The 235-nt window shown below is 55.3% G+C and carries 1 pseudogene; it reads left to right on the forward strand.

Annotation, left to right across the window (positions count from 1 at the left end):
* A pseudogene (locus KVT36_RS32240) lies at positions 1–235 on the forward strand (MBL fold metallo-hydrolase); the annotation flags it as partial.

Here is a 235-nt window from a genome sequence, read left to right on the forward strand (position 1 = left end):
ATGTACATGCGTTGGATGCGCAGTGGCTGGGCCGCAGGGACCCGGTAATTATATTGTGGGAAGGCCCTATGCTGCCTTTATGGGATAATATTGGGCTGGTGCTTTGCGGCGGGCATTTTCCCGGGGCCAACTTCCTGCACTGGCCGGCCGGGCATGCTGTTAAGGGCGGGCTGCTGTTTGGTGATGTGATCCAGGATTCCCCTGATCTGAAAACAGTTCCCTCCATGTATAGTTA

Source organism: Chitinophaga sp. GbtcB8, from assembly GCF_019091455.1.
Taxonomy (GTDB): domain Bacteria; phylum Bacteroidota; class Bacteroidia; order Chitinophagales; family Chitinophagaceae; genus Chitinophaga.